Source organism: Candidatus Blastococcus massiliensis AP3 (assembly GCF_000582785.1).
In the GTDB taxonomy this organism is placed as follows: domain Bacteria; phylum Actinomycetota; class Actinomycetes; order Mycobacteriales; family Geodermatophilaceae; genus Blastococcus; species Blastococcus massiliensis.
The window spans coordinates 63,174-89,900 of record NZ_HG931175.1 but is presented as its reverse complement, the minus strand read 5'-3'; the positions used below and the strand labels follow the sequence as shown (position 1 = coordinate 89,900).

Below are 26,727 nucleotides of genomic sequence, written 5' to 3'. Positions count from 1 at the left end.
CATGACCATGCCGTACTACGCCTCGCCCGAGCAGCTCATGCGGGACCGCTCGGAGTACGCCCGTAAGGGGATCTCCCGCGGTCGCAGCGTCGCCGTCCTCACCTACGCCGACGGCGTCCTCTTCATCGCCGAGAACCCGAGCTCCACGCTGCACAAGGTGGGGGAGCTCTACGACCGCATCGGTTTCGCCGCCGTAGGCCGCTACAGCGAGTTCGAGAGCCTCCGGGTGGCCGGCGTGCGCATGGCCGACGTCCGCGGCTACTCCTACAACCGCCGCGACGTCACCGGCCGTGTCATCGCCAACGCCTACGCGCAGACCCTCGGCGAGATCTTCACCCAGCAGACCAAGCCCTTCGAGGTCGAGCTCTGCGTGGCCGAGGTGGGCATCCGGCCCGAGGACGACCAGCTCTACCGGCTCACCTTCGACGGCTCCATCGTGGACGAGCCCGACTTCGTCGTCATGGGCGGCCAGGCCGAGGCGGTCACCGGCAACCTGCGCGAGCACTTCCACCAGGGCATGGGTCTGTCCGACGCCCTCGAGGTGGGCGTCCGCGCGCTCTCGGCCGTCAGCCCGGTCACGGCCGGCGCCACCAACGGCGGCCCCACCCGGCTGACCGGCGCCCAGCTCGAGGTCGCCGTGCTGGACCGGCGGCGCCCCAAGCGGGCCTTCCGGCGGATCACCGGGTCGGCGCTGCGCACCCTGCTCGGTGACGACCCCACCCCCGACGCGACCGACGACGCACCTGCCACCACGGCGCACGCGCCCAGCGTCTCCGAACCGGGCACGCCCGCGGGACTCGGGGACCCGGCCAACCCGGACACCGCCGGGGGCGCTGAGTACGAGGCCCGGCACGCCGAGGACGGCGGCGAGGGCTGACGGGAGCCGAGAGGCCCACCGGCAGCTGACGTCGCGGACCGGTCGCAGCATGAGGCTGTACCTCTCGTCCTTCCGGCTGGGCACCGACCCCACGTGGCTGGTCCGCCTGGCGGGGGAGGGGGCGCGCACCGCGGTGATCGCGAACGCCGTCGACGCGGAGCCGCCCGACGTGCGCCGCGAGAAGGTCCGCGCCGAGGTGGACGCCCTCACCGGACTGGGGCTGCGCCCGTTCGAGCTCGACCTGCGCGAGCACGCCGGTGCAGGCGGCCCGGCGGTCGGCGCCGTCCTCGCCGGCTGCGACGCGGTGTGGGTGCGCGGCGGCAACGTGTTCGTGCTGCGGCACGTCTTGGCGCGGTCGGGGGCCGACGACGTCCTGACCGAGCTGCTCCGCTCGGACCGCATCGTCTACGCCGGGTACAGCGCCGGGCCGTGCGTCCTGGGCCCCTCCCTCCGCGGTCTCGAGGCCGTGGACGACGCAGCGGCGGTCCAGCGTCTCTACGGCGCGGCCCCGACCTGGTCCGGTCTGGGCGTTCTCACCGAACGCGTCGTCCCGCACGTCCGGTCGCCCGGCCATCCGGGAAGCCCGGCGCTGGACCGGATCGCCGAGCGCTACCGGCGGGAGGGGATCCCACACCTGCCGCTCCGCGACGGCGAGGCCCTCGTCATCCGCGACGACGTCAGGACGATCGTGGGCCGGCCGGCGGGGTAGGGGAGCGGCATGCCCACCTACCGCGTGAACCAGGACGCGCTGACGCAGGCCCGGAAGCTCATCGATGCGGGCACGGTCGACGCGGACACCGAGTGGTCCGACGCCGCACCCTCGGCAGACGACGGCAACGCCGAGATCGAGAAGCACGGTTGGGGCGGCTACGCCGCCTGGCACCTCGCGCTCGACCAGGACGCCAATGAGGCGACCAAGGCCCGCTACCGGTTCCCGTACGGGGACTTCACCAAGGTCAACCGGGCCGCCCTCATCCATGGCAAGCAGCGCGCGTCGCAGAACGGGCACGACGACATCGAGAAGGCGTTCGACGAGCTCCTGCAGCGCGTCGACGGCGACGGCTGAGGCGCTGGGCGCTGCGGACCGGGCTCCGGTCGGCGAAGCGGCCTAGGCTCGGATCGTGGACCGACGGATCTTCGGCATCGAGACCGAGTACGGCGTCACGTGCACCTTCAAGGGAGAACGACGCCTCTCCCCGGACGAGGTCGCCCGCTACCTGTTCCGCCGCGTGGTCTCGTGGGGCCGCAGCTCCAACGTCTTCCTGCGCAACGGCTCGCGGCTCTACCTCGACGTCGGCAGCCACCCCGAGTACGCCACCGCCGAGTGCGACGACGTCACCGAGCTCGTCGTCCACGACAAGGCCGGCGAGCGGATCCTCGAGGGGCTGCTGGTCGACGCCGAGCAGCGCCTGGCCGAGGAGGGCGTGGCCGGCGACATCTACCTGTTCAAGAACAACACCGACTCCGCGGGCAACAGCTACGGCTGCCACGAGAACTACCTGGTGGGCCGGCACGGCGAGTTCAGCCGGCTGGCCGACGTCCTCATCCCGTTCCTGGTGAGCCGGCAGATCGTCGTGGGCGCCGGGAAGGTGCTGCAGACCCCGCGCGGGGCCATCTACTGCGTCAGCCAGCGCGCCGAGCACATCTGGGAGGGCGTCTCCAGCGCCACCACCCGCTCCCGGCCGATCATCAACACCCGCGACGAGCCGCACGCCGACGCCGAACGCTACCGCCGGCTGCACGTGATCGTCGGCGACTCCAACATGAGCGAGACGACCACGCTGCTCAAGGTCGCGATGACCGACCTCGTCCTGCGCATGATCGAAGCCGGCGTCCCCATCCGGGACATGACGCTGGAGAACCCCATCCGGGCCATCCGCGAGATCAGCCACGACATGACCGGACGGCGCAAGGTGCGGCTCTCCAGCGGCAAGGAGATGTCGGCCCTGGAGATCCAGTCCGAGTACCACGACCGCGCACTGGAGTTCGCCGACCGCGAGGGCGTCAGCCCGGTGCACCGGCAGATGCTGGAGCTGTGGGGCCGGGTGCTCAAGGCCGTCGACAGCGAGGACCTGAGCCTCATCGACCGGGAGATCGACTGGGCGATCAAGTTCAGCCTGCTGGAGCGCTACCGCGTCAAGCGGGACCTGACGCTGTCCTCGCCGCGGATCGCCCAGATGGACCTCGCCTACCACGACATCAGCCGTACCCGGGGGCTCTACTACCTGCTGGAGCGGGCCGGCCAGGTGGAGCGCGTGGCCCACGAGCCGCGCGTGTTCGAGGCCAAGAACGTGCCGCCGCAGACCACCCGAGCCCGGCTGCGCGGCGAGTTCATCCGCAAGGCCCAGGAGAAGCGCCGCGACTTCACCGTCGACTGGGTGCACCTCAAGCTCAACGACCAGGCCCAGCGCACCGTGCTGTGCAAGGACCCGTTCAAGTCCGTCGACGACCGCGTCGAGAAGCTCATCGCCAGCATGTAGGCGGAGAAATCCGCTTGCCCGTTGCTGCAGTGTGCAGACTGTGACCCGCAACGTCCTCGTCACCGGCGTCAGCCGCCGGGCCGGCATCGGCTTCGCCGTCGCCCGCCGGCTCCTGGCACGCGGTGACCGCGTCGCGGTCTCCTCCTGGGCGCCGCACGACGGCGAGCAGCCGTGGGGCGCCGACGACCCCACCGCAGTGCTCGCCGAGCTGGGCGACCCGCCGTCCTTCGAGGTCGACCTCGCCGACCCGGAGGCGCCAGCGGAGCTGGTCGCCCTCGCCCGGGACGCCATCGGTCCGCTGATCACGCTCGTGGTCAACCACGCGCGCAGTTCGTCGGGCCGGCTGGCAGAGGTGACCGCCGCCGAGCTCGACCTCTCCTTCGCCGTGAACGCCCGCGCGGCAGTCCTGCTCACCCAGGCGTTCGCGGCGCAGTACGAACCCGCCGCAGGACCGGGCTCGGTCGTCCTGCTCACCTCCGGACAGCACCGCGGCCCCATGCCGGGCGAGGTCGCCTACGCGCTCAGCAAGGGTGCGGTCCAGCAGATCACCGCGACCCTCGCCGACGAGCTGATCGGCCGGGACATCACCGTGAACTGCCTCAATCCCGGACCCACCGATACCGGCTGGGCGACGCCGGACCTGGCTGCCGCGCTGGCCGGCGCCCTGCCTCGCGGCCGCTGGGGCACCCCGGACGAGGCCGCCGCCGTCGTCGCCTGGCTGACCGGGCCGGACGCGCGGTCGGTGACCGGCCAGACGATCGACGCCGAGGGCGGCTTCCGCCGATGACCCACCGCGACCCGTGGGGCCCCGTCGAGCAGCACCCCACCCCGTTCCCCGAGCTCGACGCCCTGGTGGTCGAGCTCGTCGAGCGCGCCCGGGAGATCCTGGGCAGCAGCTTCGTCGGCGCCTACCTGCAGGGATCCGCCGCCCTGGGCGACCTCGACGAGGCCAGCGACTGCGACTTCCTCGTGCCGGTCCGGGGGCCGATCGACCCCGAGCAGGAGGCGGGCCTGCGACGGCTGCACGACGAGATCCCCACCCGCCTGGGTCAGTGGTCCACCGAGCTGGAGGGCTCCTACCCGGAGGAGACCGAGCTGCGCAGCGTGCGCAGCCTCGGGCGGCCGTGGCTGTACATCGACCGCGGCTCCCGGGAGATGCAGTGGTCGACGCACTGCAACACCGAGGTCGTCCGGTGGATCCTGCGCGAGCGGGGGATCACCCTGGCCGGGCCCGACCCGCGCACCCTGGTCGACGAGGTACCCGGCGACCTCCTCCGGGCGCGCATGCGCACCGAGATCCCGCGGTTCCTGACCGAGCTGCAGACCTGGACGACGTTCGACATCGCCTGGGCGCAGCGCTACGCCGTGGCCACCTACTGCCGGATGCTGCAGACCCTGCACTCCGGCAGGGTCACGTCCAAGCGGGCGGCGCTGCTGTGGGGCCGGGAAGCACTGGACCCGGGGTGGGAGCCGCTGCTCACCCAGGTCCTCGAGGACCGTCCGCTGCCGTGGGACGCCCCGCCGCGGCCCGGCAGCGTGGCCGAGACGCTGCGGTTCGCGCGCTACGCCGAGGAGCTCGCCGCGGCCCCGACGCTGCCTCGGCGGGACCGCTGAGCCGGGTCAGGAGCCGTCGCTCCCGGCCTCCGCGGGCACCGGGACCTCCAGCGCCGCGTACCGGCCGGCCGCGGCGGCGGCGAGGAAGTAGGCGCGCTCCTCCGGGAAACCGCGGCCCATCGTCCGCAGCGGCACGGGGGAGAGGCCCAGCGCCGCCTCCAGCCCGTCGGTGTCCACCCACACGACCGGGTTGCGCTGGGGCTGGCCGGCCAGGTCCTCGTCGACCTGCGCCCCGAGCTCCGAGCCCAGGCCGCGCGGCGCCACGAGCGTGACCCCGCCCAGCGCCACCCGCCCGAACGCCGTCAGCGAGTGGTGCGAGACGCCCCGGTGGCGCGGCCGCGGATCGGCGTCGGAGATGCGCAGCGCGCCGACCGGGATCCCGCCGAGCACGCTCACCGCGTTGCAGGCCTCGCCGGCCGCGACACCGGAGAAACCCCACGGCGTCCCGGTGCCGAGGTTGCCCGGTCCCTGCGTGACGATGGCCAGGTCGGCGCCCAGCACGTGCTTGGCGGCCAGCAGCCCGGTGTGCACGGTCACCGCTTCCAGGTCGCCGCCGAAGGCCTGCCCCACCGTGATCACACCCGCCAGCGACCGCTTCAGCGCGTCGATCGTCCGGGAGAACCCGGCCGCCAGCGCGCCGCCGTCGGTCATCACGTAGGCAACCTTGAGGTCGGGGTCGGTCGCCAGCGCGCCGATGAGGACGGCGGGCAGCGCGGAGTGCAGGTCCGCGACGACCACCGGCATCCCGTCCAGCGAGTCGGCCTCGGCGAGCGTCGCGTGGTGCTCGGTGTCCTGCTCGTCGACGCCCTGGACGGTCACCTGCAGCGGCGTGTACCGGGCCTTCACGAGGTGGCCCGGGCCGGTGGGGTCCTCGGGCAGCCGGTCGGGGACGGCGACCACCAGTGCGTAGCCGCCGGTGCCGAGGTTCTGCGCCCACGCCGTGGTGTTCAGCAGCACCGAGTCGCCCACCTCGGGGACGCCGACCAGCGACGGGTAGGCCAGCGCGCGCACGTCGCCGTCGTCGGGCACCGCCACCGTGAGCTCCAGCGCGTCGCGCCAGGCGCGGCCGACCGCGGTCACCTCCCCACGTCGCCAGCGGATGCGGGACGAGGGGGAGGAGCTCATGTCCGCAGGCTATCCAGCGTCCCGGGGGACGGCTGTCCGGCCGAACCTGGATAGCCTGGTGCCCATGGCGGCCAAGCGGGCGGAACGACTGGTGAACCTGGTCATCGCGCTGCTGAGCACCCGTCAGTTCGTGACCGCCGCGCGCATCCGGTCCACCGTCCCCGGATACGAGGCCGACGACGGCACCGAGCGCGCCGACGAGGCGTTCAAGCGGATGTTCGAGCGCGACAAGGCGGAGCTCCGCGAGATGGGCGTGCCGCTGGAGACCGGCCGCACCAGCGTGTTCGACACCGAGGACGGCTACCGCATCGCCCGCGCCGACTACGAGCTGCCCGAGATCCAGCTCAACGGCGAGGAGGCAGCGGCGGTGGGCCTGGCCCTGCGGCTCTGGGAGTCGGCGCAGCTCGCCGGCGCCGCGCACAGCGCCCTGGTCAAGCTCAAGGCCGCCGGCGTGGACGTCGACTCCTCCCGCGGCATCCCGCTCCAGCCGCGGCTCGATGCGGGCGAGCCGGCGTTCGACCCCTGCTACGCCGCCGCCCGGGACCGCCGGGTCGTCGAGTTCGACTACCGGCGCCCCGACGAGGACGCACCCACCCGCCGGCACGTCCAGGCCTGGGGCGTCGTCGCCTGGCACGGGCGCTGGTACCTGGGCGGCCAGGACCTCGACCGGCAGCAGCCCCGCGTCTTCCGGCTCTCGCGGGTGGTCGGCACCCCGAAGATCACCGGCCCCGCCGGGGCGTTCGAGCCGCCCGCCGACCTCGACCTGGGTGCAATGGTCGCCGGCCAGTACGGCGGCCAGGAGCACGTCGTCGTCGTCCGCGCCCGTCCCGGCACGGCGATCGGCCTGCGCCGCTGGGCCACGCCGCTCGGACCGACCGACGACGGGCAGGAGGACCGGCTGGAGCTGCGCACCACCGAGCCGTGGTCCCTGGCCGACCGGCTGGCCGGCCACGGGGCCGACGTGCTGGTCGAGTCGCCCGCCGAGATCCGCGAGGCGGTGATCGCCCGGCTCACCCGCCTGGCCGCCATGGGGGAGACCGCGTGACCGTCACCGGCACGACCGACCGGATGACGCGCCTGCTCGCGCTCGTCCCGTACCTCACCGCCCGCCCCGAGGGCGTGGCCCTGGCCGAGGCCGCCCGCGACTTCTCGGTGACCGAGCGGCAGCTCCGCAACGACCTGGAGCTGCTCTGGATGTGCGGTCTGCCCGGCCACGGACCGGGCGATCTCATCGACCTCTCCTTCGAGGGCGACCGCGTGCGGGTCACGTTCACCGCCGGCATGGTGCGCCCGCTGCGGCTGACCACCGACGAGGCCGTCGCCCTGGTCGTGGCCCTCAGGACCCTCCTGGAGCTGCCGGGCCTGGCCGAGCGCGCGGCGGTGTCCACCGCCCTGGCGAAGGTGTCGGCCGCGGCCGGGCACGCCGCCGAGGTCACCCCCGTGGCGGTGAGCGTCGACGCCCGCGAGGAGACCCTCGCCGTCGTCCGCGACGCGCTGGAGCGGAAGCGGGCGCTGCACCTGCACTACTACGTGCCCACCCGGGACGAGCGCACCGAGCGCACGGTCGACCCGATGCGGCTGCTGCTGGTCGAGGGCCGCTGGTACCTGGAGGCGTGGTGCCGCCGGTCCGAGGGCGTGCGGCTGTTCCGCCTCGACCGGGTCGACGACGTCGCTGTCCTCGACGAGCCGGCCGCGCCGCCACCCCAGGCACACGAGCGGGACGTGCAGAACGGCATCTACCAGCCCGAGGCCGGCTCACCGGCCGTCCGGCTGCGGCTGGACCGCAGCGCGCGCTGGGTGGCCGACTACTACCCGGTCGACACCACCAGCCCGGTCGACGACCCGCCCGGCGGTCTGGCGGTCACCCTGCGCACCGCCGACCTCGCCTGGGCGCGCCGGCTGGTGGCCTCGCTCGGCGGCGGCGCGACCGTCGACGAGCCGGCGGAGCTCGCGGCGCAGGTCGCCTCCGACGCCCGGGCCGCGCTGGCCCGCTACGGCGTCGAGGTGCCGTCCGCCACGGAGGGCACCGGCTAGGGTCGGGCCGTGCTGCTGCTCGTGGTGTGGATCGTCGTCGTGGCCCTGGCCGTCGTCGTGCTGGGTGCCCTCGCGTACGGCGTCCTCGGCGCCCGCGCGCGGCTGGCCCGCGAGGTCGCGGCGTTCGACCGCGAGGTCCGCCCCGTGCTCGAGCAGTTCGAACGGGCCACCGGCCGGGCCGCGGGCACCGACGACGGGCCCGTCGGCAGCCGCTGATGGACGGGGGCGACGCCCCCCTCCGGCGTAGCATCGCCGGTGCCACGACCTTGGAGGACCCCTGATGCTCGGACTCGGCGCACCGGAACTGATCGTGATCCTTGTGGTCATCCTGCTGCTGTTCGGCTACAAGAAGCTGCCCGACGCCTCCCGATCGCTGGGCCGCTCCCTGCGCATCTTCAAGGGCGAGATGAAGGGCATGAAGGACGACGACGCCGCGGCCGTCGACCTCCGCGCGAAGGAGGCTGCCCGCACCACGCCGGTGCGCGGCGAGATCGTGACGCCGGTCGACGCCGCCGCCGAGCTCGAGGCGGAGGCGCGCGCGGCCGAGCTGCGCGCTGCCGAGCTGCGCGCCCAGGCCGAGCGTGCGCGCGCGGCCGACGGCCCCCGCTGACCTCTCCCGAGAACAAGTCCAGGCGTGAGCGAGGGGGCGGTCCGGCGGCGGCGGCGCAAGCCGCGTGACCCGACGGCGACCATGAGCCTGGTCGCCCACCTCACCGAGCTGCGCAACCGGATCGGCAAGGCGCTGCTCGCCCTGCTGGTCGGCACCGTGATCGCGTTCTGGTGGTACGAGCACGGTCTCGGTGAGTTCATCCGCGCCCCCTACTGCAACCTGGACCCCGAGCTCCGCTACGGCGGCGGTGACACCGAGTGCGGCCTGCTGATCACCGACGTGTGGGGCGGAGTCTTCATCCGGCTCAAGGTCTCGATGCTCGCCGGAGCCGTGCTCTCCGCACCCCTGTGGCTCTGGCAGCTCTGGGCCTTCATCACGCCCGGCCTCAAGCGCAACGAGAAGCGCTACGGCATCGCGTTCGTCGCCGTCTCCAGCCTGCTCTTCGTCGCGGGAGCGGTGCTCGCCTACGTCGCGCTCTCCAAGGGCCTCGAGCTGCTGCTGTCGCTCGCCGGCGACGGCACGATCATCGCGCTCACCGCACCCGACTACATCGGCTTCATGATCTCGCTGCTGATCGCCTTCGGCGCCAGCTTCGAGATCCCGCTGATCGCCGTGGCGCTCAACCTCGTGGGCATCCTCAGCTACGACGTGCTGCGCAGGAGCCGGCGCTGGATCTTCTTCCTGACGATCGTCTTCGCGGCGTTCGTGACCCCGACGCAGGACCCGTTCACGATGCTGTTCATGGCCGGTCCGATGATCCTGCTGTTCGAGATCGCCATCCAGATCGCCCGGTTCGTCGACCGGCGCCGTGCCCGGCGTGAGGCCGCAGAGCACTTCCACGACCTGTCCGACGACGACGCCTCGCCCCTCGACGCCCGCCCGTCCACGCTCGACGAACCACAGGGCTCCACCGCGGCGCCCACCCGCGGCTGACCGGTGGACGTCGCCGTTCTCGTCAGCCCTGCCGCGGGCCGTGGCCGGGCTCGCGGGTGGGCGGACGTCGTGCTCGCGGAGCTGACCTCGGCGGGTCTGCGCCCGCAGGTGCTGCCCGCCGTCACCGGCGCCGAGGCCGAGGTCCAGACGCGTGCGGCGGTCTCGGGGGGCGCGGCGGCCGTCGTGGCGGTCGGTGGTGACGGCACCGCCCACGCCGCGCTGCAGGCGATCGCCGGGACGGGCACCCCGCTGGGGCTGGTCCCCGCCGGCACCGGCAACGACCTGGCTCTCGCCCTCGGCGTCCCCGCGGACGCACGGGCGGCCACCCGGGCGCTCGCCGACGACCTGCGAGCCGGCGCGGCCCGGACCCTCGACGCCGGCCGGGTGGGCGAGCGCTGGTGGGCCACGGTGCTCTGCTGCGGCTTCGACTCCGCGGTCACCGACCGCGCCAACCGGCTGCGCTGGCCGCGCGGACGCCGTCGCTACGACGTGGCGGTGCTGCTGGAACTGGCCCGTCTGCGCCCGTACGAGATCACCCTCGGTCTGGACGGCGAGGTCCGCACGGTGCCCGCCACGATGATCGCCGTCGGCAACACCGCCTGGTACGGCGGCGGCCTGAGGATCTGCCCGGGAGCGGACCCCGCCGACGGGCTCTTCGACGTCACCGTCGTCGGGCCGACCAGCCGCGGCGAGCTGATCCGCACCCGGCCCCGGCTGGCCGACGGCACGCACGTCGAGCACCCGTCGGTGTCGGTGTTCCGGGCCTCGCGGGTGGAGCTGGCGTGCCCCGGCGTCACCACGTACGCCGACGGCGAGCCGGTGGCCCCGCTGCCCGTCGTCGTCGAGTGCGTCCCCGGCGCGCTGACCGTCGTCGGCACCGCCCGCGCCTAGGGCCGAAACGGCCGTCGTGGCCCCTCCCGGCGAGTCCCTGATCGCGGGCATAACGTGGGGGCATGTCCAGCCCCGCTGAGCGGTACGCCGCCGCCCGGCGCCGGACCGCCCACCCGGCCCTGGCGGACTTCACCGCGGAGCTCGGCTTCTCCCTCGACCCGTTCCAGGTCGAGGCCTGCGAAGCCCTCGACGAGGGCTCCGGAGTCCTGGTGTGCGCACCCACCGGCGCCGGCAAGACCGTCGTCGGGGAGTTCGCCGTGCACAAGGCACTGGCCGAGGGCCGCAAGGCGTTCTACACGACGCCGATCAAGGCGCTGTCCAACCAGAAGTACAACGACCTGGTGCAGCGCTACGGCCCCGAGCGGGTCGGCCTGCTCACCGGTGACAACGCGGTCAACGGGGACGCCCCCGTGGTCGTGATGACCACCGAGGTGCTGCGCAACATGCTCTACGCCGAGTCGCCGGCGCTCACCGGGCTCGGCTACGTCGTCATGGACGAGGTCCACTACCTGGCCGACCGCTTCCGCGGCGCCGTCTGGGAGGAGGTGATCATCCACCTCCCGCCATCGGTCACGCTGGTCTCGCTGTCGGCGACGGTCAGCAACGCCGAGGAGTTCGCCGACTGGCTGGTCACCGTCCGCGGGGACACCGAGGTGGTCGTCAGCGAGGTCCGCCCGATCCCGCTGTGGCAGCACATGCTGGTGGGCAACCGGGTGTTCGACCTGTTCGCCCTCCGCCCGGCCGCGCACTCCGACGCCCAGGGCGACGCACCGCGCCAGCTGACCACCCGGGAGCGGGGCGCCTCGGTGGTCGACCCCGAGCTGGTGCGCTACGTCCGCGAGCACGAGAGGCGCATCGAGGGCTGGGGCGGCGACCGCCGCCGCGACTCGGGCTTCCGGCCCCGCCACCGGCCCCCGGCCCGCTCCGACGTCATCGAGCGGCTGGACAAGGCCGGGCTGCTGCCGGCGATCACCTTCGTGTTCAGCCGCAACGGCTGCGACGCCGCCGTCCACCAGTGCCTGCTGAGCGGACTGCGGCTGACCGACGAGGCCGAGCGCGCCGAGATCGCGGCGATCATCGACGAGCGCACCGGGTCGCTGCCGGAGGAAGACCTGCACGTCCTCGGGTTCTGGGAGTGGCGCGAAGGGCTGCTCGCCGGGCTCGCCGCCCACCACGCCGGGCTGGTCCCCGCCTTCAAGGAGACCGTCGAGGAGTGCTTCGTCCGCGGTCTGGTCAAGGCGGTGTTCGCCACCGAGACGCTGGCGCTGGGCATCAACATGCCGGCCCGCACGGTCGTCCTCGAGCGGTTGGTGAAGTGGAACGGCGAGGCGCACGTCGACGTCACGCCGGGGGAGTACACCCAGCTCACCGGGCGGGCCGGACGCCGGGGCATCGACGTGGAGGGCCACGCGGTGGTGATCTGGGCGCCGGGCATGGACCCCTCCGTCGTCGCCGGGCTGGCCAGCACCCGCACCTATCCGTTGAAGAGCTCCTTCCGGCCGAGCTACAACATGGCCGTCAACCTGGTCAGCTCCTTCGGCCGGGCGCGCGCCCGCGAGCTCCTGGCCTCGTCGTTCGCCCAGTTCCAGGCCGACCGGTCGGTGGTCGGCCTGGCGCGGGCCGCGGCCCGGCACGAGCGGGAGGCCGAGAAGTTCGCCGCCGACATGCGGTCCGAACGCGGCGACGTGGGGGAGTACGCACTGCTGCGCCGGCAGATCTCCGACCGGGAGAAGGAGCTCTCCCGCGACTCGCAGGCCAAGCGCCGGATGGACGCCGCCGACGCGCTGGCCGCCCTCCGGCCCGGCGACGTCATCCGGGTGCCGTCAGGACGCCGGCAGGGCCTGGCCGTCGTCCTCGACCCCGGCGTCACCGACCTCGCCGACCCGCGTCCGCTCGTCCTCACCGAGGACAAGTGGGCCGGCCGGCTGGGGTCGGCCGACTTCCCGACGCCGGTGTCCGCGCTGGCCCGCGTGCGGGTGCCCAAGAACTTCAACCACCGCAGCCCGCACGCCCGCCGTGATCTCGCCTCGACCCTGCGCAACGCCCGCGTGGAGAACGATCTCGGGGCGCGGCGGATCGCCAAGGGCCGGTCCGCCGCCGCCGACGACCCGGTGCTGGCCGATCTGCGCGCCCTGCTGCGCCGCCACCCCGTGCACGCGCTGCCCGACCGCGAGGAACGGGTGCGGGTGGCCGAGCGCTGGCTGCGCTCGGTACGGGAGGCCGAGGCGCTGCACCGGACGATGGCCGAGCGGACCGGCTCGCTCACCCAGCAGTTCGATGCGACCTGCGACGTCCTCGAGGAGCTCGGCTACCTGGTGCCCGAGCCGGCCCCGCTGGTGCCGGCGGACACCGCGGTGATCGGGGTGGCCGACGACCTGCCGCTCATCACCGACGACGGACGGCGCCTCGCCCGGATCTGGTCCGAGGCCGACCTGCTCGTCGCCGAGTGCCTGCGTGCCGGTGCGTGGCGCGGGCTGAACGCCGCCGAACTGGCCGCCGCCGTCTCCACCGTCGTCTTCGAGGCTCGGCGGGATCTGCCCGCGCTGCCGGCGATCCCGACCGGCAAGGTCACGGCGGCCGTGGCGGAGATGCGCCAGGTGAAGGCCCGCCTGGAGGACGTCGAGGCCGCGCACGGGGTCCGGGCGACCCGCGACCTCGACCTCGGATTCGCCTGGGCGGCCTACCGGTGGGCCGACGGGCAGAGCCTCGACCGGGTGCTCGCCGGCGCCGAGCAGGCCGGTACCGAGCTCTCCGGCGGGGACTTCGTCCGCTGGATGCGCCAGCTGATCGACCTGCTCGACCAGGTGGGGAAGGTGGCCGACGACGACGTGGCCGCGGTGGCGCGGACCGCGGTGGGCCGGGTCCGGCGCGGCGTGGTCGCCGTCGCGGTGGGCGGCTGACCGATGAACGTGCGCAGGGGCGGGGAGGGACCGGCGTGAGCGACCCGGACATGGCGGGCTCCGAGTCCCCGCCGGCGGCTCCGCCGAGGGCGCGGCGCCGCCTCCGCCCGCTCTACGGGTGGCTGCTGGTGGCCGTGGTCGTCGCCGGACTGGCGGTCGCCCGATGGGCCGGCCTGGGCCCGACGTTCCTGGACCGGGCCCGGGTGGAGAGCGACATCGCCGAGCAGTTCGAGGAGCGCTACGAGATCGGTGTGGACGTCGACTGTCCCCGCGGCATGGGTGTGATCGAGGGCCGGGAGTACGAGTGCGAGGCGGTCACCGACGACGAGGAGCTCACCCTCGTCCTCACGATCACGGACGAGGAGCCCCCCGCCTACGTGTGGGACGTCGAGTGAGCCGTCGGCAGGTCAGCCGGCGGCGTCGGCGGGCCAGCCGAGCGCGGCGCCCAGCCGCCGCAGCGACGACTGCAGCCCGTGCCGTTCGGCCAGGTCGGTGAGGGCGCCGGCGTCGGCCGGCGAGCGGGGGAGCGGGCCCTCCACGGCGGGCATGTCGATGTCCGTCGCGACGGCGACGACGACCGGCGCGCGGTCGAGGTAGTCCTCCGCCGCGTGCAGCTTCTTCAGCACCGCCGCGGTCAGCGGAGCACGGGGCACGACGGTGCGCGCGGCCGCGGCGCGGATGCCGGCCAGGTCGCCGAACTCGTTGATCAGCGCCGCGGCTGTCTTGGCGCCGACACCGGCGACGCCGGGGAGCCCGTCGCTCGGGTCGCCGCGCAGCACCGCGAAGTCGGCGTAGGCGCGCCCTGGGATGCCGTACTTGGCGGCGACGGCGGCCTCGTCGACGGTCTCGATGTCGGCGATGCCCCGGTTGGTGTAGAGCACCCGGAGGCCGCGACCGTCGTCGACCAGCTGGAACAGGTCGCGGTCACCGGTGACGATGTCGACCGGTCCGCGGGCCCGGGTGGCGAGCGTCCCGATGACGTCGTCGGCCTCGTAGCCCGGTGCGCCGACCCGTGCGATGCCCGTCGCGGCGAGGACGTCGACCAGGATCGGCACCTGGGGACCCAGCTCGTCGGGGGTCTCCTCGCCGCCCTCGGGCGCCACGCGGTGTGCCTTGTAGGACGGCAGGGCCTCGACCCGGAAGGCGGGGCGCCAGTCGTCGTCCCAGCAGGCGACGAGCCGGTCGGGGCCGTGGGCGGTGAGCAGCCGCGCGGTCATGTCGAGGAACCCGCGCACCGCGTTGATCGGCCGTCCGTCCGGGGTCGTCACGCTGGTCGGTACGCCGTAGAAGGCGCGGAAGTACAGCGAGGCGGCGTCCAGCAGCATGGTCGTCACGGGAGCGGACGCTAGCGGTCGGCGCACGCATGCGGGCAGCGACGGCCCCGCTGGCTAGTCTGCCCGAGTGGGAACCGACACAGCGCCCGTGCGGACCGGCCCGCTCGTGACCGTGGACCGGGTGCACGCCGCCCGGTCCCTCGCCGCGGAGACCGGTGCCGACCTGCTGGTGCTGACGCCGGGATCGGACCTGCGGTACCTCACCGGGTACGACGCGCACGCCATGGAACGGCTGACGGCGCTGGCCGTCCCCAGCCGGGGCGAGCCGTTCCTCGTCGTCCCGCGGTTGGAAGCGCCCATGGTCGAGGTGAGCCCCGCCGGTGCGCTCGGCCTCGAGGTCCTGGCGTGGGACGAGACCGACGACCCGTTCGCGCTGCTCGCCGATGTCGCGCTCGGGCGGCTGGGCTCGGCCCCGTCCCGGGTCGCGGTGAGCGCCCGCACGTGGGCCGAGCACGCGCTCGGGGTCCAGCGGGCGCTGCCGGGAGCGGCGCTGGAGCTCGCCGGACCGGTCCTCGACCGGCTGCGCATGGTCAAGTCCGCCGCGGAGGTCGAGGAGCTGGCGTCGGCCGGGGCGGCGATCGACCGCGTGCACGCCCGGATGGCCGAATTCCTCGCCGTCGGGCGCACGGAGGCCGCGGTGGGCGCCGACATCGCCGCCGCGATCCTCGAGGAGGGGCACGTCGGCGTGGACTTCACGATCGTCGGCTCCGGCCCGAACGGCGCCAGCCCGCACCACGAGCTGTCCGACCGCACGGTGGAGGCCGGCGACGTCGTCGTCATCGACATCGGCGGGGAGACGGCGACCGGCTACCGGTCGGACTGCACCCGCACCTACGTCGTCGGCGGCAGCGCGTCGCCGGAGGTGGCCGAGTGGTACGGCGTCCTGCACGCCGCCCAGCAGGCGGCCGTCGCGGTGGTGCGTCCCGGCGTCACCGCCGAGCAGGTGGATGCCGCCGCGCGTCAGGTGATCGCCGACGCCGGCTGGGGCGAGCACTTCATCCACCGCACCGGGCACGGCATCGGGCTGGACTCCCACGAGGCGCCCTACATCGTCGAGGGCAACGACCTGCCGCTCGTGCCGGGTATGGCCTTCTCGGTCGAACCGGGCATCTACCTGCCGGGGCGCTGTGGCGCCCGCATCGAGGACATCGTCGTCTGTACCGACGACGGCGTCCGCTCGCTGAACCTCGGTCCCCGTGAGCTCGTCGAACTCCCGGGCTGAGACGGGAGGCGTCACCGCCGCTCCGGTTGCTGTCGACGTCGACCGCATGCTCCTGGCCGCTCTGGCCCGCGAGGGGCGGGCGAGCTACACGGAACTGGCGGAGAAGGTGGGTCTGTCGGTCTCCGCCGTGCACCAGCGGGTGCGGCGGCTGGAGCAGCGCGGCCTGATCACCGGATACCGGGCGACCCTCGATCCCAAGCTGCTCGGTCTGCCGCTGACCGCCTTCGTCTCCATCACCCCCATCGGCGTCCAGTCGGAGGACCCGCCGGCCCTGCTCGCGCACCTGCCGGCGATCGAGGAGTGCCATTCGGTGGCCGGGCAGGAGAGCTACATCCTCAAGGTCCGCGTCCCCTCGCCGGACGCGCTCGAGGAGCTGCTCCGCGAGATCCGGGCCACCGCACAGGTCTCCACCCGGACGACGGTGGTCCTCTCCACGAGCTACGAGGGCCGCCCACCCGTCTGAGACTGGACATCTGTTCGAACAGGTGTTCGTATGAGCGTCATGCGGTGGGAAGCGCAGCAGCTCGACCTCGAGGACCCGTCGGCACTGCCGGGCATGCCGAGCATCCGTGGCCTGCTGCGCAGCGTGCAGGTGCCGGAGTTCCCGGGGCTGACGTTCCACGAGGTCAGGGCGCGCAGCGCCCTCAACCACGTGCCGGGCGACTCCGCGATGCCGTTCCCCTGGACGATCAATCCTTACAGGGGCTGTAGTCATTCGTGCGTGTACTGCCTGGCGGGCGACACCCGCGTGCTGATGGCGGACGGCCGGCAGAAGGCGATCGCGGACCTGCGCGTCGGGGACAGGATCATCGGCACGGAGCGCCGGGGTTCCTACCGCCACTACGTCGAGACGGAGGTACAGGCCCACTGGTCGTCGGTGAAACCGGCCCATCGGGTCACGCTCGCTGACGGAACGACACTCGTGGCCAGCGGCGACCACCGGTTCCTCACCGGACGAGGCTGGAAGCACGTCAGCGGTGCGATGAGTGGCGCACACCAGCGTCCGTACCTCACCACCAACGACACCTTGCTCGGCTTCGGACGAACCGTGGAGTCGCTCGGCGCCTGCGCTGACTACCGACGGGGATACCTGACCGGGATGATCCGTGGCGATGCGCTGCTGAAGACCTACCGGTACGAGCGCGTCGACCGAAATCCTGGCGATGTGCACCGCTTCCGTCTGGCGCTCGCGGACATCGATGCGCTGACCCGGACCCAGGCGTACCTCGCGATGGAGGGCATCCCCACCGACCGCTTCGACTTCTCGCCCGCGACCGACCGGCGACGAGCAATGACCGGCATCCGCACGCAGTCAGCTGCCCGAGTGGCTGCGATACGACGGATCGTCGAATGGCCGGACGATGTGTCCAGTGCCTGGAGACGCGGTTTCCTCGCCGGAATCTTCGACGCGGAGGGAAGTCGGAGCTGCGGCGTCCTCCGCATCTCGAATGCGGACACCGAGATGCTGACGTACACCCGCCAGGCGTTCGCATCCTTCGACTTCGATGCCGTTCTCGAGGACCGCGGACTTCCGACGAGGGTCTGCGCCGTTCGCCTGCGCGGCGGGCTGCGGGAGCACCTGCGCTTCGTCCACCTCGTCGATCCGGCCATCCGCAGGAAGTGCTCGGTCACCGGCATGGCGATCAAGAGCGACGCCGACCTCCGCGTTCGCTCCATCGAGTCGCTCGGCCTCGAGATGCCGATGTACGACATCACGACGGGCACCGGCGACTTCGTCGCGAACGGGGTGGTGAGCCACAACTGCTTCGCTCGCAAGACGCATGAATGGCTCGAGTTCGATTCCGGCAAGGACTTCGACAGCCAGGTGGTCGTGAAGACCAATCTGGTGGAGGTGCTCCGCCGCGAACTGGTCCGCCCGTCGTGGCAGCGGGAGCACGTCGCGCTGGGCACGAACACCGACCCGTACCAGCGCGCCGAGGGCCGTTACAGGCTCATGCCGGGAGTGATCCGGGCGCTCGCCGACTCCGGGACGCCGTTCTCGATCCTCACCAAGGGCACCCTGCTGCGCCGTGACGTCCCACTGCTGGCGGAGGCCTCCCGTGACGTCCCGCTCGGCCTCGGGGTGTCCGTGGCCATCTGGGACGACGACCTGCACGCCGCGCTCGAGCCGGGCGTCCCCACACCGCGGGCCCGGCTGGACCTCGTCCGTGCGCTGGCCGACGCCGGGCTGCCGTGCGGAGTGTTCCTCGCTCCGGTCCTGCCCGGCCTCACCGACGACGAGGCCTCCCTGGACGCGGCCCTCGCCGCCATCGCGGCCGCCGGCGCGAGCGGGGTCACGGTCATCCCGCTGCACCTGCGACCCGGCGCGCGGGAATGGTTCATGGCCTGGCTCCGGAGCGCCCACCCCGAACTGGTGCCTCGGTACGAGCGCATGTACGCGCGCCGGGCCTACGTCTCCGCCGAGTACCGCACCTGGCTCGCGGGACGCGTCGCGCCGCTGCTCGCCCGGCACGGGCTCGACCGGCAGTCCGGGGGAGCGGCACGGGGAGCGGACGGCCGCATCGCCACCGGCGTCCCCGGGGACGAGGAGGTCGGCTTCCCGGCCGGCAGCCTGCCGACCGGGGGTATGCCGGGGGTGCGGCCGAAGGGGGAGCGGTCAGCGACGGCGGTCGAGCCCGAGCCGTCCAGCGCCACCGGTGAGCAGCTCTCGCTGCTCTGACGCCGGGGATCAGCCCGCCAGGCGCGGAGCGCGCGCCGTACGGGCCACGGACCGTGCGGCGCGCACGACGCCGCGTGCGGCCACCGGCGGCGCCCCGGCAGCGAGGGCCAGCCGGCGGAAGGAGTCGTAGGAGAGCTCGCGGTAGGCGGCCGCGAGCCCGGCCGCTGCCTCCTCCCGCGTCGGGGGAGCGGTCGCCCGCAGGTACTGGGCAGTGCGCCCCGCGTGCTTGGCGAACGTCACCTGGAGCGCCTGGTTGGACAGCCGGCCGCCGATCCGCGAGTCCAGCCCGGGCCCGCGACGCAGCGCCGGCAGCACCCACGGGCTGACCGCCAGCGCCGGGTACCGCTCGCGCACCGCCTCCCAGGCGAACCAGGCGGTTCGGGCACCGGGCACCGCCCACTCGCCCTCGTCGGTACGCACGACCAGACGCCGGGCCCCGGCGTGGACCTGGTCGCGACGCAGCGAGCGGAACATCCCGACCGGCGCGGGCCACGCCAGCGCGAGCGCGCACCAGGCCACGGCCCGGACGTGCTCGGGATCCGAGGCACGCAGTTCGGTCAGCGGCCGCAGATCCAGCTCGGGCGGGTCCGGCTCCGGCGTCGGGACTCGGGGGAGCGCCAGGCCGCCGTACCGGGCGACCTTGCTGTACAGCGCCACCGTCGCCGGCTTCCAGTCCCGCGCGGTGGCGATCGGTTCCAGCCCGGTCTCGGCGAGCGCATCGGGCCCGAGATCCAGCTCGAGTGCGGCCTCTGCCAGGCGGCGCCACTGCGTCTCGTACCCGGGCGGCGGCGACCATCGGCGCCACGCACGCTCCGGCGGGGGGACCGGCATGTCGGGCAATGGCTGCTGCCACACACCATTCATGACGTGACACTACCGTTATCCCCAACAATGGTGCGCGTTTGATGTGTGGTCACTCGCCGAACGAATGCCCAGCCGCCCTCCGGGCGGCCACGCAGCAACAGCCGGCCCCGCGAGGGATGTCGGACGGGGAGCAGAGGGAATGGCGGCACCCGCAGATGCCGCCATCCCGCAGGCGCCTTGGGCATAACGGCTCATGAGGGGACGAGGAGGACGGTCGCCCCTGCGCCATCCGCGGCACCGGGGGCGCGGCTGCCGGCCAGGCCGGTTAGGGTCCGCTCATGTACACCGCGGGCTGGGGCGATGTCGTACGGCGTGACCTCTTCGGCGCCTCCCCGAGCCGGAGCGACCGGCCCTACCGGTTCGTGATCCGGCTGACCCTCGTGGTCTTCCACCTGTTCCGCTTCCGCTTCGACGTGCGCGGTGGCCAGCACGTGCCGGCGAGCGGTGGCGCCATCATCTGCAGCAACCACGTCAGCTTCTTCGACTTCACCTTCCTGGGCCTGGGCGCGATCTCCCAGCACCGCCTGGTGCGGTTCATGGCCAAGTCGGCGGTCTTCGGCCACTGGTTCGCCGGCCCGTTCATGCGCGCCATGAAGCACATCCCCGTCGACCGCAAGGCAGGGTCCGCCGCCTTCGAGGCCGCCGTGCGCGCCCTCAAGGACGGCGAGGTGGTCGGCGTCTTCCCGGAGGCGACCATCAGCCGCAGCTTCACGGTGAAGGACCTCAAGGCCGGTGCGGCGCGCATGGCCATCGACGCGGGGGTGCCGATCATCCCGGCCGCCGTCTGGGGCGGGCACCGGGTGGCGACCAAGGGCCACAAGGTGCAGCTGCGCCGCGGAGTTCCGGTCATGGTGTTCCTCGGTGAGCCCATCGTCCCGGAGCCGGGGGAGAAGGTGCAGCCGCTGCTCCGCCGCACCCGGGCTGCGATGGAGGCCCTGCTGGACGAGGCCCAGCAGGCCTACCCCGACCAGCCGGCCGGGCCGGACGACCGCTGGTGGCTCCCCGTCCACCTCGGCGGCACCGCCCCCACCCCGGAGGAGGCCGCCGTCACCGACGCCGTGCGGGCCGCGGGGCACGGACCGACCGCGCCGAAGAAGTCCCTCGGGCAGCGCGTCACCGGCCTGCTGCGCCGCCGCTGAGCCCGCGCTACTCGACCACCACCGGCGCCATGAGCCGGAACGCCTCCAGCTCGACGCCGTACCAGCGGGTCATCCGGCCCAGGGGCGCCATGCCCAGCCGGCGGCACACGGCCAGGGAGGGCTCGTTGGCCGGCCGCACGACGGCGTAGACCTCCGGCAGACCGCGCTGGAACGCGCGGTCGATCACGGCGGCGGCGGCCTCGGTGGCGTACCCGCGTCCCCAGGAGTCCGGATGCAGGTGCCAGCCCACCTCGACCTCACCCACACCGTTGGGCAGCGGCTTGAGCAGCAGGGTGCCCGCGGGCCCCGCCTCGCCGGGCGCCGGCTGGATCGCCCAGCAGCCGAAGCGGTCGTCCGCAGCGTGGACCTCTGCCCAGCGGGCCACGAGCTCGTCGGGCGGGACGCTCGGCGGCCCGCCCAGCCAGCGGGTGACCTCCGGCCGGCCGTAGATGTCGGCCAGCCGCGCCAGGTCGGCCGCGTCGGTGGTCCAGGCGCGCAGCAGCAACCGCTCGGTCCGCAGCAGTTCCTCCACCCTCGCCCGCACGGGGAAGGGCTACCCCGGGAGCGGGGGGCAGGACACGCGGAAACCGTCAGTCAGGGACGACGGGACCGGTGACGGCGGGACGCGCCTCGAACCCTCGCCGCCACGCCTCGACGGCGTCGGGCTCGTCCTCGATCCGCCAGTCGACGCCACGGGCCTTGTCGACGTGGTCGAACCAGATGATCCCGGCGAGGTCGGGCCGCGCGGAGGCCTCGACGAGCATGGCGGCGAGCCATTCGGCCTTGTTCCCGCCGCGGTTGGAGCTGGCCGTCTCGGTCACCCAGATCGGCCGGGTCGTCATCGTGCGCAGCTCGGCGAAGGACTGGTCGAACAGCTCCCCGAAGGCCGCCCAGCTGGTGTTCCAGCCGTCACGGCGGTCGTCGCCCCAGTTGTAGTTGCTGACCCCGACAGCGTCGACGTACTCGTCGCCGGGGTAGAGCGGCGCGAGCGGAGCACTGCCGGTGTAGACGGCGTTCGGCGCCCACAGCCACTCGACGTTGGTGACCCCGCGGGCGGTGAACCGGTCGTGCACGTGCCGCCAGGCAGCGGGGAACTCGGCGACCCGGTTGCCGTTGACCGTGCCGCTCCAGGGGTACCAGTTGCCGTTCATCTCGTGCATGAGCCGGATCGTGACCGGCCGGCCGTAGGCGGCCACGGAGTCGGCGAACCTGTCGATGTAGGCATCGTGCTCGCCGCGCAGGATCGTCCTCAGCGCGTAGTCCGGCTGCCGCGGATCGTCGACGTCGGGGTCCCACGGCTCCCAGGTGATCGACAGCTTCGCCCCCCGGGCGGCCACGGCGTCGGCGACGACCGGGTCCAGGGGTCGGTTCCGGCTCCACGACTCGAAGACGTCGAACACCTCCGGGACCGTGCCGGTCGTGCGGATGAAGTCGTCCAGCTCCGCGATGGTCGGCGTGGAGAGCCCGAGCACCGGTGTCCGGACGATCTCCGGCGGGACGACGGCCGGCGGCGGACCGGGCTCGACGACCGAGGGCCCGGCCGGGACAGCGGCCACCGGGTCCGGCACCCGCCCGGAGGCGACGACCACGTAGGTGACCAGGCTCGCCAGGGCGACGACGGACCCGGTGAGCAGCCGGCCGGGCCGGCGTCGGTACGGCCGCCGCCGGGCACGGGAGGCGCGGGTGTCCACGCTGCCCCATCGGCACCCCCGGGGGTGGACATGAGCCGAAGCGCCCCGAACGGCCCGTAGGGCCGGTCCTTGGCCCCCTTTGGGGTGGTGCCGCCCCCGTTCGTCCTGTTCGCGCGCGAGGAGTGCCCGGAGAGTGGACGTCGTGACCGCTGCGGAGACGTCCGGGCGCACCGCGCGTCCGGGCGAGGGGACGCCGCAGGTGCCGGTTCCGTCGACCGGTCGCGCGCCCGCCTACGAGCGGCGGGAGAGCGGCCGCCTGTACGGGCGCACCGCGACCGAGGTGACCGGTCCTCTCCAGCCGACCGGCGACCGGGTGCGGTACCGCGAGGCGCTCACCCCCCGGCAGCGGTTCGGCGTCCTGGCCCTCGGCGGGACGCACATGACGGCGGCGCTCGCGCTCACCGTCGTCGTCCTGCTGCCGCAGAACCTGCCGCTGCTCGGACGCGCTCCGCTCGTCGACGCCCTCGCCGTGGGCGGGGTGGTCGTCATGGTCCTGCTGCAGCTGGTCGCCGCGTGGCGGACCTGGACGATCGCGTACCACGCCGGGCGGGCACTCGACCCGATCCCGATGCGCCCACCGGCCGGCCTGCGGGTGGCGGTGCTGACCACGATCGTCCCGGGCAAGGAGCCGGTCGAGCTGGTCATGGCGACGCTGCGCGCCATGCGGCGGATCCGCCACGACGGCGTGCTCGACGTCTGGCTGCTGGACGAGGGCGACGACCCGGAGATCCGCCGCCGATGCGAGGAGCTCGGCGTCCGGCACTTCAGTCGCAAGGGGCGGTTCGAGTGGAACCGGCCCGGTGGGCCGTACCGCGCCCGGACCAAGCACGGCAACCACAACTCGTGGCGGGCCGACCACGAACTGGACTACGACGTCGTGGCGCAGATGGACCCCGACCACGTGCCGTTCCCGAACTTCCTCGAGCGGACGCTCGGCTACTTCGCCGATCCTGACGTCGCGTTCGTCGTCGCACCGCAGGTCTACGGCAATCTCGACGAGTCCTTCGTGGTGCGGGGCGCGGCCGAGCTCGCCTACCTCTTCCACGGGGTCATCCAGCGCGGGGGCAACGGGCACGACGCCCCGCTGCTGATCGGGACGAACCACCTGTACCGGCCCACCGCCTTCCGGCAGATCGGCGGTTACCAGGACAGCATCATCGAGGACCACCTGACGTCGATGGCCCTGTACGCGGCGGCCAACCCGGAGACCGGCCGCACCTGGAAGGGCGTCTACACCCCGGACATCGTGGCCGTGGGGGAGGGGCCCGCCACCTACTCGGACTTCTTCAGCCAGCAGAAGCGCTGGGCCTACGGCATCTGGCAGATCGCCCGCCAGCACTCGCCGCGCGTCCTCCCGCTGCTCGGTTCGCCGCAGCAGCGCCGCTCCTTCCTGGCCCTGCAGAGCCACTACCCGACGACGGCGTTCGTGTGGGTGGGGGGCGTGCTGCTCTCGGTCCTGTACCTGGTCGGCGGCGTCACGGTGACGCATCTGCCGCTGGTGCAGTGGAGCCTGCTGTTCGCCGCGAACATGGCGCTGGGTCTGGCGTTCACCGTCGGCATGCGCCGCTTCAACCTGGTCGAGCACGAGCGCCGGTCGTGGGGGCTCTCGGGGCTGGCGCTCGACCTCGTCACGGCGCCGGTCTACGTGGCGGCCGCGGCGGCCCAGCTCGCCGGCCGCCCGCTGGTGTACGTGGTGACCGCCAAGGGCAGCGCGGCGACCCGCGACACCTGGCGCACCTTCCGGCCGCATCTGCTGTGGGCCGGGACGGCGCTGGGAGCCATGGCCGCCGGTGTCCTGCTCGACCACCACTACCCGGCCCTGTACGTGTGGGCGGCCGTCACGGCGCTGATCAGCCTCGCGCCGCTCACCCACGTCACGGTCATCGCCCTGGTCCACGCCCTGTCGGGGCGGAGCGTCACCAGGGCTCCGGTCGTGCCGGCCCGCCGCATCGGCGAGGTGCTGGTGGCCAAGGGCGTGCTCACGCGCGAGCAGCTCCGCCACCTGCTGGACCTCCAGGCCGTGCGCGAGGAGGGCTGGCTGCCGCTCGGCGAGCTCGCGGTGGTCGAAGGCTTCATCACCCCTGACCAGGCGGGCAGGGGCCTGCTCCCGGGACCCCGGCGCGCGCAGCTGGAACCGCAGCCGGCGTGACCTCCGGACCGAATGTAACGATCAGGTCACAGTCCCTCTCATGGTCACCGTAAGTACCTGAACGGGCGCTGACTGTTCTTACAGTCCCTGTCAGTTCCACACCGGGAGCACCGCGGCGTGCCTCTCCGGATCGAACGTGCGGGCCCTCCGGCCGGCACGGTGCGGCCAGGGGCCGCGCCGTGCACAACCGGGCCGCGGGGGCCGACGGGAGACCGGGGGAGCGTCCGGCCACCCCGGCGGAGCCCGCGAGGACCGCGTCATCAGACAACGGTCGCGCCGGTCGCACCCAACGACCGGCCGTCCGGCCCGAAGACGCCGAGCCGCACGGGCAGTCCGCCGGCGCCACCGGGGGAGGAGCACTCCGGCACGTCCGGGGCCCGCAGCGATGCAGCCGGTCCCCGGAGTGCCCGGGAGTGGGATGCTGGTCAGGGCCGCAGCGGCGAGTGCCGCGGCCCCGACCCCCCGTCCGACCGGGCCGGGGGAAGACCACCGGTCCCGCAGGGCACGCCCCACGCGACCGGGACGACGTCCTCCGGGAGGGCACGCGTGGCGGCAGCACCCGGCGCGCTGCTCCGAGCGGCTCCCGAGCCCGACAGCCGACCCTCCGGCCGGCCCTCGCCGCGCCTGCCGTGGCGCACGCTGCTCGCCGTCCTCGGGGGCGTGGCCATGATGCTGTCCTTCCCGGGCTACGGCGTCCTCCCGCTGGCCGTCCTCGGACCCGCGGCCCTCGCGCTGGCGGTGCACGGGCAGCGGGTGCGGTCGGGCCTCTGGCTGGGCCTGGTGCTCGGCCTGGCCTTCTTCGTGCCGCTGCTGTCGTGGACCGGCATCTACGTCGGTCCCTTCCCGTGGCTGGCGCTCGCGGTGTTCGAGGCGCTGCACCTCGCCGTCCTCGGGGCCGCCACGGCCCTGACGTCCCGCCTGCGGTGGTGGCCCTTGTGGGCGGCGGCCCTCTGGGTGGCCGACGAGGCGCTCCGCGGCCGCTTCATCCTGGGCGGCTTCCCCTGGGGACGGCTGGGCTTCAGCCAGACCGACGGCCCGCTGCTCGCCCTGGCTGCCTACGGGGGAGTACCGCTCGTCAGCTTCTCGGTCGCGCTCCTGGGCACCCTGCTCGCCGCGGCGGCGCTCGCCCTCGTCCGCCTCGTCCGCTCGACCGGGCCGGAGCGACGCCGGGCCGTGCGTCCCCTCGCCGGGGCCCTCACCGGGCTCGTCGCGATCCCGCTCGTCGGCGCCGTGGCCTGGCTGCCCCTGCCCGGGCCGTCCCTGGCCGAGGGGGGTCCGACCTCCATGGTCGCGGTGATCCAGGGCAACGTGCCGCGGGCCGGTCTGGACTTCAACGCCCAGCGCCGGGCCGTCCTGGACAACCACGTGCAGCGGACGCTGGAACTGGCCGACGCGGTGGCAGCGGGGGAGGAGCCGCAGCCGGACCTGGTGCTGTGGCCGGAGAACAGCAGCGACATCGACCCGTACACCAACGACGACGCCGCCGGGCAGATCGAGCGGGCCGCCCGGGCGATCGACGCCCCCATCCTGGTCGGGGCCATCGTCCAGGGTCCGGGCCGGTACATCAGCAACACCGCCGTCGTCTGGGACCCCGACGAGGGCCCGGGCGACACCTACGTCAAGCGGCACCCCGTCCCGCTGGCCGAGTACGTGCCCGCACGCGGCTTCTTCCGCTTCTTCAGCCCGCTCGTCGACCGGGTCAGCGACCAGTGGGCGGGGGAGGACCCGGGGGTGCTGGAGCTCGGCGGGACGAGCGTGGGCAACCTCATCTGCTTCGAGGTCGTCTACGACGGGCTGGTCTCCGACGTGGCCGGAGCCGGCATGCTGGTCGTGCAGACCAACAACGCCACCTTCGGCTACACCGACGAGAGCGAGCAGCAGCTGGCGATGAGCCGGCTGCGGGCGGTGGAGCACGGCCGCACGGTCGCCGTGGCGGCCACCAGCGGCATCTCGGCGATCGTGGCGCCGGACGGCACGATCGTCCGTTCCTCCGAGCTGTTCACCCCGGACGTCCTCGTCGAGGAGATCGCGCAGCGGGACTCGCGCAGCGTGGCGAGCCGGCTCGGAGCCGGTCCGGAGTGGCTGCTCACGGCTGTGGGCGTCCTCGCCGTCGGGGCCGCCGTGCGGCTGCGGCGGAAGTCGCAGCCCGCATCGGGAGCACGATGAGCTCCCGGAGCGTTGGAA

Annotated in this window: 25 protein-coding genes; 20 read left to right on the top strand and 5 right to left on the bottom strand. The window is 73.6% G+C overall.

Translation table 11 applies throughout. The features are described from left to right. Window position 1: 1 nt before the first annotated feature. The 6 genes from prcA to BN344_RS14585 are packed head-to-tail and all read left to right on the top strand — an operon-like array spanning window position 2 to window position 4,971. Window positions 2-877: a proteasome subunit alpha gene (prcA, locus tag BN344_RS14610; protein WP_040339357.1), complete on the top strand. Its 876-nt coding sequence runs from the start codon at window positions 2-4 to the stop codon at window positions 875-877. Between the two features lie 49 nt (window positions 878-926). Further along, entirely contained in the window at window positions 927-1,586 is a 660-nt protein-coding gene (locus BN344_RS14605) for a Type 1 glutamine amidotransferase-like domain-containing protein (protein WP_040339356.1), read from the top strand. Between the two features lie 9 nt (window positions 1,587-1,595). After that, on the top strand, window positions 1,596-1,943 hold the full coding sequence (locus BN344_RS14600; protein WP_040339355.1) for a hypothetical protein: 348 nt from the start codon (window positions 1,596-1,598) through the stop codon (window positions 1,941-1,943). A gap of 55 nt (window positions 1,944-1,998) precedes the next feature. Beyond that, window positions 1,999-3,357 carry a Pup--protein ligase gene (pafA, locus tag BN344_RS14595; RefSeq protein ID WP_040339354.1) on the top strand — a complete coding sequence of 453 codons (1,359 nt, stop codon included), beginning with the start codon at window positions 1,999-2,001 and terminating at the stop codon, window positions 3,355-3,357. A gap of 40 nt (window positions 3,358-3,397) precedes the next feature. After that, window positions 3,398-4,144 carry an SDR family oxidoreductase gene (locus BN344_RS14590; RefSeq protein ID WP_040339353.1) on the top strand — a complete coding sequence of 249 codons (747 nt, stop codon included), beginning with the start codon at window positions 3,398-3,400 and terminating at the stop codon, window positions 4,142-4,144. Further along, complete coding sequence (locus BN344_RS14585; RefSeq protein WP_051515968.1) at window positions 4,141-4,971, top strand: aminoglycoside adenylyltransferase domain-containing protein; 831 nt, start codon at window positions 4,141-4,143, stop codon at window positions 4,969-4,971. The genes BN344_RS14590 and BN344_RS14585 overlap by 4 nt, the downstream gene beginning before the upstream one ends. Before the next feature lie 6 nt (window positions 4,972-4,977). Here BN344_RS14585 and BN344_RS14580 read toward each other — a convergent pair whose 3' ends face one another. Then, window positions 4,978-6,096, bottom strand: a complete 1,119-nt coding sequence (locus BN344_RS14580; protein ID WP_040339352.1) for a DUF3866 family protein — start codon at window positions 6,094-6,096, stop codon at window positions 4,978-4,980. A 64-nt stretch (window positions 6,097-6,160) separates the two neighbouring features. Here BN344_RS14580 and BN344_RS14575 point away from each other — a divergent pair, with 64 nt between their 5' ends. The 8 genes from BN344_RS14575 (at window position 6,161) to BN344_RS14540 (ending at window position 13,859) form a co-directional block, all read left to right on the top strand. Next, window positions 6,161-7,141, top strand: coding sequence for a helix-turn-helix transcriptional regulator (locus BN344_RS14575; protein ID WP_040339351.1), 981 nt, complete (start codon window positions 6,161-6,163; stop codon window positions 7,139-7,141). Then, window positions 7,138-8,130 (top strand): helix-turn-helix transcriptional regulator, encoded by a 993-nt coding sequence (locus tag BN344_RS14570; RefSeq protein ID WP_197022339.1) that lies wholly within the window; start codon window positions 7,138-7,140, stop codon window positions 8,128-8,130. The genes BN344_RS14575 and BN344_RS14570 overlap by 4 nt, the downstream gene beginning before the upstream one ends. Before the next feature lie 9 nt (window positions 8,131-8,139). Continuing rightward, window positions 8,140-8,346 carry a hypothetical protein gene (locus tag BN344_RS14565; protein WP_040339350.1) on the top strand — a complete coding sequence of 69 codons (207 nt, stop codon included), beginning with the start codon at window positions 8,140-8,142 and terminating at the stop codon, window positions 8,344-8,346. Window positions 8,347-8,410: 64 nt separating this feature from the next. Further along, on the top strand, window positions 8,411-8,740 hold the full coding sequence (gene tatA / locus BN344_RS14560) for a Sec-independent protein translocase subunit TatA (protein ID WP_040339349.1): 330 nt from the start codon (window positions 8,411-8,413) through the stop codon (window positions 8,738-8,740). A gap of 24 nt (window positions 8,741-8,764) precedes the next feature. Continuing rightward, a complete protein-coding gene (gene tatC, locus BN344_RS14555) occupies window positions 8,765-9,673 on the top strand; it encodes a twin-arginine translocase subunit TatC (RefSeq protein ID WP_040339348.1) in 909 nt (302 codons plus the stop codon). 3 nt (window positions 9,674-9,676) lie between these two features. After that, window positions 9,677-10,564 (top strand): diacylglycerol/lipid kinase family protein, encoded by an 888-nt coding sequence (locus tag BN344_RS14550; protein WP_040339347.1) that lies wholly within the window; start codon window positions 9,677-9,679, stop codon window positions 10,562-10,564. Window positions 10,565-10,626: 62 nt separating this feature from the next. After that, entirely contained in the window at window positions 10,627-13,464 is a 2,838-nt protein-coding gene (locus BN344_RS14545) for a DEAD/DEAH box helicase (RefSeq protein WP_040339346.1), read from the top strand. Between the two features lie 35 nt (window positions 13,465-13,499). Continuing rightward, window positions 13,500-13,859: a DUF4333 domain-containing protein gene (locus tag BN344_RS14540; protein ID WP_040339345.1), complete on the top strand. Its 360-nt coding sequence runs from the start codon at window positions 13,500-13,502 to the stop codon at window positions 13,857-13,859. A gap of 12 nt (window positions 13,860-13,871) precedes the next feature. On the opposite strand, the gene BN344_RS14535 is transcribed toward BN344_RS14540, so the two are convergent. Further along, window positions 13,872-14,789 carry a 5'-3' exonuclease gene (locus tag BN344_RS14535; protein WP_040339930.1) on the bottom strand — a complete coding sequence of 306 codons (918 nt, stop codon included), beginning with the start codon at window positions 14,787-14,789 and terminating at the stop codon, window positions 13,872-13,874. Between the two features lie 76 nt (window positions 14,790-14,865). On the opposite strand from BN344_RS14535, the gene BN344_RS14530 reads away from it, so the two are divergent. Genes BN344_RS14530 through BN344_RS14520 form a run of 3 tightly spaced genes read left to right on the top strand, consistent with a single transcriptional unit; the run spans window position 14,866 to window position 18,700 of the window. Continuing rightward, window positions 14,866-16,020, top strand: coding sequence for a M24 family metallopeptidase (locus BN344_RS14530; protein WP_051515967.1), 1,155 nt, complete (start codon window positions 14,866-14,868; stop codon window positions 16,018-16,020). A 46-nt stretch (window positions 16,021-16,066) separates the two neighbouring features. Further along, window positions 16,067-16,483 carry an Lrp/AsnC family transcriptional regulator gene (locus tag BN344_RS14525; RefSeq protein WP_040339929.1) on the top strand — a complete coding sequence of 139 codons (417 nt, stop codon included), beginning with the start codon at window positions 16,067-16,069 and terminating at the stop codon, window positions 16,481-16,483. A 30-nt stretch (window positions 16,484-16,513) separates the two neighbouring features. Further along, window positions 16,514-18,700 (top strand): intein-containing Rv2578c family radical SAM protein, encoded by a 2,187-nt coding sequence (locus BN344_RS14520; protein WP_231486883.1) that lies wholly within the window; start codon window positions 16,514-16,516, stop codon window positions 18,698-18,700. 9 nt (window positions 18,701-18,709) lie between these two features. On the opposite strand, the gene BN344_RS14515 is transcribed toward BN344_RS14520, so the two are convergent. After that, the gene (locus BN344_RS14515; RefSeq protein WP_231486881.1) at window positions 18,710-19,531 is read right to left on the bottom strand and encodes a hypothetical protein; all 822 of its coding nucleotides are present in this window, start codon (window positions 19,529-19,531) and stop codon (window positions 18,710-18,712) included. 311 nt (window positions 19,532-19,842) lie between these two features. On the opposite strand from BN344_RS14515, the gene BN344_RS14510 reads away from it, so the two are divergent. Further along, a complete protein-coding gene (locus BN344_RS14510) occupies window positions 19,843-20,703 on the top strand; it encodes a lysophospholipid acyltransferase family protein (protein ID WP_051515966.1) in 861 nt (286 codons plus the stop codon). A gap of 7 nt (window positions 20,704-20,710) precedes the next feature. Here BN344_RS14510 and BN344_RS14505 read toward each other — a convergent pair whose 3' ends face one another. Continuing rightward, complete coding sequence (locus BN344_RS14505; RefSeq protein ID WP_231486880.1) at window positions 20,711-21,247, bottom strand: GNAT family N-acetyltransferase; 537 nt, start codon at window positions 21,245-21,247, stop codon at window positions 20,711-20,713. 46 nt (window positions 21,248-21,293) lie between these two features. Next, entirely contained in the window at window positions 21,294-22,394 is a 1,101-nt protein-coding gene (locus BN344_RS14500; protein ID WP_051515965.1) for a glycoside hydrolase family 26 protein, read from the bottom strand. Between the two features lie 142 nt (window positions 22,395-22,536). On the opposite strand from BN344_RS14500, the gene BN344_RS14495 reads away from it, so the two are divergent. Together BN344_RS14495 and lnt are read left to right on the top strand one after the other, a co-directional pair. Further along, window positions 22,537-24,543, top strand: a complete 2,007-nt coding sequence (locus tag BN344_RS14495) for a glycosyltransferase family 2 protein (protein ID WP_231486878.1) — start codon at window positions 22,537-22,539, stop codon at window positions 24,541-24,543. A 546-nt stretch (window positions 24,544-25,089) separates the two neighbouring features. After that, on the top strand, window positions 25,090-26,709 hold the full coding sequence (gene lnt, locus BN344_RS14490; protein WP_040339341.1) for an apolipoprotein N-acyltransferase: 1,620 nt from the start codon (window positions 25,090-25,092) through the stop codon (window positions 26,707-26,709). The last annotated feature ends 18 nt before the right edge of the window (window positions 26,710-26,727 follow it).